Source organism: Rhodococcus aetherivorans, from assembly GCF_011058165.1.
Classification (GTDB): Bacteria; Actinomycetota; Actinomycetes; order Mycobacteriales; family Mycobacteriaceae; genus Rhodococcus; species Rhodococcus aetherivorans.
Genome location: NZ_JAALEG010000135.1, coordinates 1 through 10,331 on the forward strand (window position 1 = coordinate 1; position 10,331 = coordinate 10,331).

Sequence of the window (10,331 nt, forward strand, 5' to 3'; positions counted from 1 at the left end):
GAGAGGGGGTGGGGGGTGGGGTGTGAGCACGGTGCGGTTCGTGCGCAGGCCGCGGCGCGAGGTGCCACGCGTGCCGGCGGGTGAGGTGAGAATGCAGGCCCCGCCGGAGATTCCGCGTTCGACGCCGGGAAATCTCCTGGCGAAGCTGCTGCCCGTCGTGATGGTCGCCGCGATGATCGGCATGGTGGCGCTGATGTTCGGTTCGGGGATGGCGCGAAGTCCGATGTCGCTCGTCTTCCCGCTCATGATGATCGTCTCGATGGTGGGCATGCTCGCCGGCGGCGGCCGCGGAGGCGGGGCGAAAGCGGCCGAGGCCGACGAGGACCGCAAGGACTACCTGCGGTATCTCGATCAGCTCCGGCGGGAGGTCCACGACACCGCAGACCGGCAGCGGAGGGCCCTGGAGTGGACGCACCCCGACCCGGCCGTGCTGTGGACGCTCGCGGGAACGGTGCGCATGTGGGAACGCGACGGAGCCGACGCCGACTTCTGCCACGTGCGGGTCGGGCTCAGCGGCCAGCGCCTCGCAACCCGGCTGATCGCCCCCGACACGGGTCCCGTCGAGGACCTCGAACCGGTGGCGGCCGTGTCGCTGCGCCGGTTCGTGCGCGCGCACTCGGTCGTACCGGCCCTGCCGACCGCGGTGTCGTTGCGGGGGTTCGCGGCGGTGTCGCTCGGCGGCGATCGCCCCGCGGCCCGTGATCTGGTGCGGGCGATGCTGCTGCAACTGTGCACCTTCCACAGCACGGACGTGCTGCGGATCGCCGTGGTGTGCGGTCCGGACACCGCCCCGGAGTGGGAGTGGGTCAAGTGGCTGCCGCACGCCCAGAACCCCGAGATCGCCGACGGTGCGGGCAGCGCCCGCACCGTGTTCGGCTCGGTCCGGGATCTCGAGACCGCGTTCGCCGACCGCCTGACGGGCCGCGGCCGGTTCGTCCGCAACACCCCACCGGTCGACGGTGTGCCCCAACTGGTGATCGTGATCGACGGTGGCGTACCCGGCCCCGGGTCGGGGATCCTCGACGACGGGCTCGACTCCTTCACGGTCCTGGACCTGTCCGCGTCGATGCCCCGGCTGTCGGCCACCCGCGGGCTCGAACTCGTCGTCGGTGAGGGCCGATTGGGTGCGCGCGCCGGCGAACGCGTGGAGACCTTCGCGGTCCCGGACGGAGCGAGCGTCGCGCAGGCGCAGACGGCGGCGCGGCGCCTGGCACCGTACCGCGCCGCCCAGCGGGTCGCCGAGTCCGGCAACGGGGAGAATCGTTCGGCGCCATGGGAAGACCTGCTCGGTCTCGGTGACGTCGCACAGTTCGATCCGGAGCGGGCGTGGTCGCCGCGGCGGGGCCGCGACCGGCTGCGCGTGCCGATCGGAATCGGAACCGACGGTGCACCGGTCGAACTGGATCTGAAGGAGGCTGCCGAGGGCGGGATGGGGCCGCACGGACTCTGTATCGGCGCCACCGGGTCCGGGAAGTCCGAACTGCTGCGGACCCTGGTGCTCGGTCTGATCGCGACGCATCCCCCCGATGCACTGAATCTCGTCCTCGTCGACTTCAAGGGCGGCGCAACTTTCCTCGGGCTCGAGTCGGCCGCGCACGTCGCGGCGGTGATCACCAACCTCGCCGACGAACTGGCCATGGTCGACCGGATGAAGGACGCCCTCGAGGGCGAGATGAACCGAAGGCAGGAACTGCTGCGCGCGGCAGGGAACTTCGCGAATGTGGGCGACTACGAGCGCGCCCGGGCCGGCGGTGCCGCGCTGGCTCCGTTGCCGGCGTTGTTCGTCGTCGTGGACGAGTTCTCCGAGCTGCTCACGCAACAACCGGAATTCGCGGAACTCTTCGCCGCGATCGGACGGCTGGGACGATCCCTGCACATGCATCTGCTGCTGGCCAGTCAGCGGATCGACGAGGGCCGGCTGCGCGGACTCGACAGTCACCTCTCCTACCGAATCGGCTTGAAGACCTTCTCGGCCAACGAGTCCCGAAGCGTTCTCGGAGTCCCCGACGCCTACCATCTGCCGCCGTCGCCGGGCACCGGGTACCTCAAGTGCGACTCGGCGGAGATCGTGCGGTTCGCGGCTGCCTACGTGTCGGGTCCCTACGAGCCCCGCCGCTCGGGCCGGTCGGTGATCAGGCCGGGCACGGCGACCTCCCGGCCGCGGCTGTTCACCACGGCCGAAGTACCCCTCGCGCACCTCGAACCGGGTCCCGGGCCGGCCGAGCCCGGCGTGGATCCGGTCCCGGCGGAGGAGAGCCGTTCCGTGCTCGATGTCCTGATCGGCCGGGTGCGGGGTCACGGCACCCCCGCGCACGAGGTCTGGCTGCCGCCCCTCGACGCGGCGCCGAGCCTGGACCGACTGGTCCCGCGGTCTCTGCTCACCGGCGACGTGCTGCCGCGGAGCACCCTGCGCACGCCGATCGGCATCGTGGACCGCCCGTTCGAGCAACGGCGGGATCCGCTGCTGGTGGATCTCGCCGGCTCGGCGGGCAACGTGGTCGTCGTCGGAGGGCCGCGCTCCGGTAAGTCGACGGTGCTCCGCAGCCTCGTCCTGTCGATGGCGATGACGCACACTCCCGAGCAGGTCCAGTTCTACTGCCTGGACTTCGGGGGCGGATCCCTCGCCGGGCTCGCGGGCCTTCCGCACGTCGGGTCGGTCGCCAACCGGCTCGACGCCGACCGGGTGCGCCGGACGATCGCCGAACTGACTGCCCTGCTGCGGCGCCGGGAGGGTCGTTTCGGCGCGCTGGGCCTGGAGTCGATGGCCGAACTGCGCCGCCGCCGGGAGGGCGGCGGTCCGGCCGCGGACGTCGATGCCTTCGGCGACGTGTTCCTCGTGATCGACGGCTGGCCCAGCATCCGGCAGGATTTCGAGGCGCTGGAGCCGCAGGTCGGCGTGCTGGCGGCGCAGGGGTTGTCCTTCGGCATCCACGTGGTGCTCACCGCACCGCGGTGGGGCGACGTGCGGCCGGCGATGCGGGACCATCTCGGGACCCGCCTCGAGCTGCGCCTCGGCGACCCCGCCGATTCCGAGTACGGCCGCAAGAAGGCGGCGGCGGTGCCGGAGGGCCGCCCGGGCCGGGGCATCGACCGCCACGGACTGCACGTGCTGTCCGCGCTGCCGCGTGTGGACGGCAGCTCCGAGGTCGTCGACCTCGCGGCGGGACTGGCCGACGCGGTGGCCGCCGTCGCCGCGGCCGCACCGGGCCGCCCCGCCCCGCCCGTGCGCATGCTTCCCGATCGCGTCGATCGGGCCGGGGTGCTCGCGGCGCTCGCGGACCGATCGGCTGCCGGTGGCGCGCCCGGGGAGCGGCGGTTGTTCGTGCCCGTCGGCATCGACGAAGCCGAACTGGCCCCCGTGGGGATCGACTTCTCCGAGCAGCCTCACCTGCTCGTTTTCGGTGACTCGGGTTGCGGCAAGACGACCGTGCTGCGCGGCATCTGCCGCAGCCTCGTGGAGTCCCACACCGGCGCACAGGCCCGCATCATCGTCGGGGACTATCGGCGTACCCTGCTCGGCGTCGTCGAGGGTGAGCATCTCGGCGGATACGCGCCGTCCGCGGTGACGTTGTCGGCGATGGCCCGCGACCTCGCGGCGGTGTTCGAGCGGCGGATGCCCGGTCCCGACGTCACCCAGCAGCAACTGCGTGAGCGCTCCTGGTGGTCGGGACCCGAGGTGTTCGTCGTCGTCGACGACTACGACCTCGTCTCCGCGGCGAGCCAGTCGCCGCTGACGCCCCTGCTGGAGTATCTGCCCCAGGCCAAGGACGTCGGGCTGCACCTCGTCCTGGCGCGCCGCTCCGGGGGAGCCGGGCGGGCTCTCTTCGAGCCGGTCATCGCGCGGCTGCGGGAATTGTCGGCGGCCGGCCTCGTGATGAGCGGCAATCGAGAGGAGGGAGCGCTCGTGGGCACCGCGCGTCCGCGCCCGATGCCGCCCGGACGGGGCATCCTCGTGCAACGCGACGGGGAGACGCTCGTGCAGACGGCGTGGCTGCCGCCGCAATGAGCGACGTCCACGCGCTGCACCTGCAGGTCGTCCCGGGTCGGGTGTACGCGCGGCGGTCCGATCGGACCGTGACGATTCCCGCATCGGCTCCCGGCCGTGTCCCCACGGACGACGATGCGCCGCTGGCGACCCTGCTCGGGTACGTCGCGGCGACGGCAGGCGCGCCGGCCGGCCTCGACACGGTGGTGGTGGTCCATCCCACCGAGTGGGGCGAACGTCGGCGGGAGGAGTTGCACACGGCCGCCCGGCAGGTCGCGCGAAATGCCGTCCTCCTGACCGCCGCGGTGGCCGCGCGCCGCGCCGCGCCTGTGGGCGATGGCGAGCGATGCGCGGTCGCGGAGGTCGACGGCGCCGGCGTGACAATGGCGGTGCTGAGCGCCCCCGACGGCGGCGACGTCGACCGCATCGCGCGGGACCCCGACCTCGACGAGGGACTGCTCGACTCGCCGGCGGGAGCCGAGCGGCTGGACCGGCTGATGCGAAACGTGTGCGGTTCCGTCGATCCGGATGTCGTCCTCGTGACGGGGATTCCGGGCGAGCCGCCCGGAATTCCGCTGTGCGAGCGGATCGCCGAGCGGCTCGGCCGCGGCATCCGGGTGATACCGGTCGCCGCGTCCGAGGTGCTGGCCGCGGTGCCGGAACCCCCGGCCGTCCCGTCGGGGGACACGGAGCCGCTCCCACAGTGGCTGCACACCGTGCCGGCCTCCCGGTCGACCCGGCCCGTCCGCCGGATCCGTTGGGCCGTCGTGGCCGTCGTGGCCGTCGTGGCCGCGACGGCCGGCTGGGTGTGGACTGCAGGACAGGGCGCGGACATGCCCGCGGTGGGCGCGGAGGTTCCCGTCGCCGGCGACTCGGCCGATGAGTCCTCGGCGACGAGACAGCCCATGCCGCGCCCACCTTCGGTTCGTCACGAACTCGGGCCCGTCCGGCTGGAACTGCCGGGGGACTGGAGGGTCCGCGACCCTGTGCCTGCCGGGGCCGAGCGCGTCGAACTCGTCCCCGCCGGCGGGAGGGATCGGCGAATAGTGCTGGTGCACAGTCTTCTTCGTGAAGATATGGACTTGGCCGGCGTGGGGGAGGTGCTGGCCCGGCGCGCGGACGAACGTTCCCCGGTGATCCGTGACCTCGACCCCGACACCACCTTCGCGGACCGCCCGGTGATCGCCTACGTGGAGGCGCCGGACGAATTCTCGCTCGTGCGTTGGTTCGTCGTGGTCGAGTCCGGCATGCAGGTGGCGGTCGGATGCCAATTCCTCGTCGACGAATGGGCGGGAATCAAGAACGAATGCGAGCAGGCCGTCCACACCGTGACGGTGGAGTAGCGGATCGCCCCGTTCGCCGAGCAGGGGAACCCGGCGGACAGGCGCTGCGTCCAATCGGATGTAGGCGCGAACCGGCTTCGGCCACGGTGGGCCGGAGGGATACGGGACGCGGGACGACGGAGGAGACAGGCGTGACGCAACCAGGGCAGGGCAGTTCGAATCGGGTGGCGACCGACGTCGCGACCATGGAGACGGCGGCGCGGCAGATCGAGGACTCCCACGGAGAACTCGAGCAACTGCTCGGTGCGCTGCGCACCACCGTGTCGTCGTCGCCGGACGTATGGCAGGGCCGGTCGGGGATGGCGTTCACCGACGTGATGTCGCGATGGGACCGCAGCGCCCTCCAGCTCAACGAGGCACTGGCCGCGATCGTCGCCGGCATCCGTACCAACGGCCGGGCGTACGAGGACACCGTCCAGGCCCAGGCGCAGTCGCTGAACGTCCTCGGCGACAGCCTCCACGGCACCTACTGACGCCGCTGCGGGCGGGCCGGTGCGGAACCGCGCATCGGCCCGTGCGCACAACACGACTCACGACTCGAGGAGAACGAACGAATGAGTGGACCCGATGTGATCCGGCAGGACTTCGGTGGCATCGACGACCTGCACACCCGCGTCGTCGGACTGCAGCGCGGCATGAACGACACGCTCGACCGGATCAGGTCACAGGTCGAGCCGCTGGTGCAGACCTGGGACGGGCAGGCCCGGTCCGAATACCACGTCACCCAGCAGAAGTGGGATCGGGCATCCGCCGAGCTGAATCTGCTGCTCGACCAGATCGCCGTCGCCGTGGCGCGGGGCAACGACGAGATGCGCAGCGTCGAATCCGAGCTGGCACGGAGGTGGCAGGCCTGAAGCGACACGAGTAGCGAGCGACGTCCCGGTGGTGGAGAGGCCGCCGGGACGTCGTGCTGTTTTGACCGTGCACACACCTCCCCGGTATCGTGTGCCGTTGGCGTGTCGTCCGTCGTCGTTGCCTCGTGCGCGGCGAACGTCGCTTCTCGGGTCCCAACTGGCCGCCGGAAGCGATCATCGGCGGCGCGCGGGCCAGCAGCGAAACGATAGACGAGGAAGATCTGTGTCTACGTACACACCGAAAGCCGGCGACGTGACCCGCCAGTGGCACGTCATCGACGCCACCGACGTGGTGCTCGGCCGCCTCGCGGTGCAGGCGGCGAACCTGCTCCGCGGCAAGCACAAGCCCACTTTTGCCCCCCACGTGGACGGTGGCGACTTCGTCGTCATCATCAACGCGGACAAGGTTGCCATCTCCGGCAACAAGAAGCAGGACAAGCTCCTGTACAACCACTCCGGCTACCCGGGCGGCCTCCGGTCCCGCACCGTCGGTGAGGTTCTGGAGAAGAACCCGGACCGTCTGGTGGAGAAGGCCGTCACCGGCATGCTCCCGAAGAACAAGCTCGGTCGCGCGATCGCGAAGAAGCTGAAGGTCTACGCGGGCCCGAACCACCCGCACACCGCGCAGCAGCCGGTGCCGTTCGAAATCAAGCAGGTGGCGCAGTGACCGAGAACGTGAACGAGAACTACAGCGACGAGTACACCGACGCCGAGAACGTCGAGGTCGCCGCGGACGAGTACGTGGCCGAGGAGGCCGCTCCGGCTCCCGCGCCGATCGTGTTCGACCGCCCGGTGCAGACCGTCGGCCGCCGCAAGGAGGCCGTCGTCCGCGTCCGCCTCGTGCCCGGCACCGGCAACTTCGTGCTCAACGGCCGCACCATCGAGGACTACTTCCCGAACAAGGTGCACCAGCAGCTCGTCAAGTCGCCGCTGGTCACGGTCGAGCGCACCGAGCAGTTCGACGTGCATGCCCGCCTGCACGGCGGCGGCCCGTCGGGTCAGGCCGGCGCCCTGCGCCTGGCCATCGCCCGCGCGCTGATCGAGGTCACCGCCGAGGATCGCCCCGCGCTCAAGCGCGCCGGCTTCCTCACGCGTGACCCGCGTGCCACCGAGCGCAAGAAGTACGGCCTGAAGAAGGCCCGTAAGGCACCGCAGTACTCCAAGCGCTGATGTGCCGCCGACGCTGACCTCGTCAGCCTCGGCTCCTGTTCGACCACGAGAGCAGGCGCCGGTAGAGAATTCCCTACCGGACGCCTGCTCTCGTGCATTGACGTACTTTTTGCGACAGCAGGCGGCGCCCGCGGACGGCGGAGACCGCATTTCTCGACGTGGAGGACTTTGCTCGATGGGTCGGATGTTCGGCACCGATGGCGTGCGAGGCTTGGCGAACGCCGAGCTCACGGTCGAACTGGCGGTACGGCTCGCCGGGGCGGCCGCGACCGTGCTGGCAGGCGGTGCCGAGGGCCGGCGCCCCGTCGCGGTGGTGGGCCGCGACCCCCGTGCCAGCGGGGAGATGCTCGAGGCCGCCGTGACCGCGGGCCTGACCGCGGCCGGCGTCGACGTGTTGTCCGTCGGGGTGCTGCCCACCCCGGCTGTCGCGTTCCTGACCGGGGCCTACGACGCCGACCTCGGCGTGATGATCTCCGCGTCGCACAACCCCATGCCGGACAACGGCATCAAGATCTTCGCGGCCGGCGGTCACAAGCTCGACGACGCCGTCGAGGACCGTATCGAGGCCATGCTGCACGGTGCGGGCGGGGTCGCCCGCCCCACCGGCGCGGGCATCGGCCGGGTGCGGACCGCCGACGACGCCGCCGACCGCTACCTCGCCCACCTCGCGACGGCGGTGCGCATGCCGCTGACGGGCCTGACGGTCGTGGTGGACTGCGCCAACGGCGCCGCGTCGCGCGTCGGGCCGGCCGCGTACGCCGCGGCCGGGGCCACGGTCGTCGCGCTGCACGCCGACCCGGACGGGCTCAACATCAACGACGGCTGCGGTTCGACGCATCTCGACGGCCTCCGGGCCGCGGTCGTCGAGCACGGCGCCGACCTCGGTCTCGGGCACGACGGCGACGCCGACCGGTGCCTCGCGGTCGATGCGACGGGCACCGTGGTGGACGGCGACGCGATCATGGCGATCCTCGCCCTCGGGATGCGCGAGGCCGGCGAGCTGCACGCCGACACGCTCGTCGCCACTGTGATGAGCAACCTCGGCCTGCACCTGGCGATGCGCGAGGCCGGGATCACGGTCGTGACCGCCGGCGTCGGCGACCGATACGTGCTCGAGGAGCTGCGCCGCGGCTCGTTCAGCCTCGGCGGCGAACAGTCCGGCCACATCGTGCTGCCGGCCCTGGGAACCACCGGCGACGGGGTGCTCACCGGCCTGCGCCTCATGGAACGGATGGTCGCGACCGCTTCGCCCCTCGCGGAGCTCGCCGCGGTCATGCGCACCCTGCCGCAGGTGCTGGTGAACGTGCCCGTGTCGGACAAGGCCGCGGTGGCCAAGGCTTCCGTCGTCGCGGACGCCGTTGCCGCCGTGGAGCGGGAACTGGGGGAGACCGGGCGGGTGCTGCTGCGTCCGTCGGGCACCGAACAACTGGTCCGGGTGATGGTCGAGGCCGCCGACGACGCGGTGGCCCGTGCTCTCGCCGATCGTCTCGCGGGAGCGGTCGCCTCCGTCTGACGGCACCGATCCGACGGCCTCCATCTGTCGGCCTCCATCTGTCGGCCTCCATCTGTCGGCCTCCATCTGTCGGCTCTGCCCCGCCGGGGAACCGATCCGCCTCCCGCTGCGTCGAACCACCCGGGGGGACGAGGGAGGGGGAGGCGCGGTGCGTGACGGGGTGGGGCTCGACGGTGCGGCGGTCCGGGTGATCGCCGAGGGCTTGGCGGACTCGGCCGCCGAGATCGACTGGCATGCGCGTGCGTGCCGCGCCGTCGGCTTCGGTCCGGACGCGGCCGGCGACCGCTACCGGTCCGAGGCCGAGGTCGTGCGAGCGCGCTACGACGGGCTGCACCGGGCGGTCGCGGAGTGGTCGGCGGCGACGGCCGCCCGCGCGGAGGCGCTGAGGCGCGCGGCCGGGGGGTACGCGTGGCTGGAGCGGGTGTCCGAGTCGGTCCTGCGGGCCGTCGACCTGCCGCCGACGGGGCACCGGTGACCGGAAGAGGCCGGTGACCGGGGGCGGGCAGCGGCTCGACCTGGTGCTCGACGGGGGCCGCGTCGGGTTGCGCTTCTTCGCCGAGCATCTTCCCCGCGCCGAGCGCTGCGCCCCCGGCCTGCCGTCCTGTGCGCAGTTGCGGGAACGCTACGACGAGCAGCGCGGCACGGATCCGGCCGTCCTGCTCGCGGACGCCGACGTGTTCGCCCGGCTCGAGGGTGCCCTGGGTGCCGAGGTCGCGCGGCAGCGCTCCTACGTCGACGCCTTGGCGGCGGCCTGGACCGGAGGCGGGGCGGTGGGTGCGGCCGACGCGCTCGACCGTCATGTGGCGGTCGGCGAGGACCTGCAGGCACGGCTCGGCGCCGCACGTCGCGCGCTGACCGACGCGGCGGCCGCGGTGCTCGCGATCGTCGAGGAGAAGTCCCGGGCGGCCGCCGAGTTCGCCGACACGACCGTCGGCGGGCGCACCGTCGAGGAGATCGACGCGATTCTGGCCGGCGCCGCGGGCGGCGACGGCCCGACGACAGCCCAGCTCGCCGCCTGGGATTCGGCGCTGGGCCCGGCCCCCGTACGCGCGGCTGTCACGCAATGGTGCGGGCGGTGGCGCGACGAGGTGTTCCGGCCCGGGGTGGAGACGGCCGTCGAGTCGTTCCTCGACCTGTGCGACGACACCGACCGAGCGGTGCGGGCGGTACTCGCCGAACTCGCCGCGACGCTGGCGCCGCCGGATCCCGGCCCGCGGAGCGTGGCTCCGATGACCGATCCGTGGTCGCCGTGTGGGGCGGCGACGGACCTGGTGGCCGCGGGGCTGCGGCTGGCGACGGCCGTGGGCGAACTCACAGGCGCGGTCCTCGGTCTGGCCACGACCGTGGTGGAAGAGGTTTCCGAGGCCGTCGAGCCGGCCGGCCCGCCGCAACCGCAGCCGGAGCGTCCGCTGTCGCCGCCGCCGGATCCGGCACACCCGCCGTCGCGCACACCCGCCCCCGAGACC

At 72.4% G+C, this 10,331-nt stretch carries 9 protein-coding genes; all 9 read left to right on the forward strand.

Annotated features, from left to right (window positions below; genetic code table 11):
* Positions 1–22: 22 nt before the first annotated feature.
* Positions 23–4,006 (forward strand): type VII secretion protein EccC, encoded by a 3,984-nt coding sequence (locus G6039_RS28700; RefSeq protein WP_043802970.1) that lies wholly within the window; start codon positions 23–25, stop codon positions 4,004–4,006.
* Positions 3,988–5,328 (forward strand): type VII secretion-associated protein, encoded by a 1,341-nt coding sequence (locus G6039_RS28705; RefSeq protein ID WP_235194125.1) that lies wholly within the window; start codon positions 3,988–3,990, stop codon positions 5,326–5,328. Before G6039_RS28700 ends, G6039_RS28705 begins: the two co-directional genes overlap by 19 nt.
* Positions 5,329–5,459: 131 nt before the next feature.
* A complete protein-coding gene (locus G6039_RS31160; protein WP_230304495.1) occupies positions 5,460–5,801 on the forward strand; it encodes a WXG100 family type VII secretion target in 342 nt (113 codons plus the stop codon).
* Positions 5,802–5,882: 81 nt separating this feature from the next.
* Positions 5,883–6,182, forward strand: coding sequence for a WXG100 family type VII secretion target (locus tag G6039_RS28715; protein WP_006934921.1), 300 nt, complete (start codon positions 5,883–5,885; stop codon positions 6,180–6,182).
* A 223-nt stretch (positions 6,183–6,405) separates the two neighbouring features.
* Positions 6,406–6,849 (forward strand): 50S ribosomal protein L13, encoded by a 444-nt coding sequence (gene rplM, locus G6039_RS28720; protein WP_006934922.1) that lies wholly within the window; start codon positions 6,406–6,408, stop codon positions 6,847–6,849.
* Positions 6,846–7,352 (forward strand): 30S ribosomal protein S9, encoded by a 507-nt coding sequence (rpsI, locus tag G6039_RS28725; RefSeq protein ID WP_006934923.1) that lies wholly within the window; start codon positions 6,846–6,848, stop codon positions 7,350–7,352. The genes rplM and rpsI overlap by 4 nt, the downstream gene beginning before the upstream one ends.
* Before the next feature lie 175 nt (positions 7,353–7,527).
* A complete protein-coding gene (gene glmM / locus G6039_RS28730; RefSeq protein ID WP_029544813.1) occupies positions 7,528–8,865 on the forward strand; it encodes a phosphoglucosamine mutase in 1,338 nt (445 codons plus the stop codon).
* A 148-nt stretch (positions 8,866–9,013) separates the two neighbouring features.
* A complete protein-coding gene (locus G6039_RS28735; RefSeq protein ID WP_231385918.1) occupies positions 9,014–9,340 on the forward strand; it encodes a hypothetical protein in 327 nt (108 codons plus the stop codon).
* Between the two features lie 13 nt (positions 9,341–9,353).
* Positions 9,354–10,331: hypothetical protein (locus tag G6039_RS28740; RefSeq protein WP_338148591.1), on the forward strand; the 978-nt coding region annotated here is incomplete at its 3' end.

What these genes read in the sequence shown, in the direction of transcription:
- G6039_RS28715 (WP_006934921.1), top strand. Translation starts at nt 5,883, where the DNA reads ATGAGTGGACCCGATGTGATCCGGCAGGACTTCGGTGGCATCGACGAC.
- glmM (WP_029544813.1), top strand. Translation starts at nt 7,528, where the DNA reads ATGGGTCGGATGTTCGGCACCGATGGCGTGCGAGGCTTGGCGAACGCC.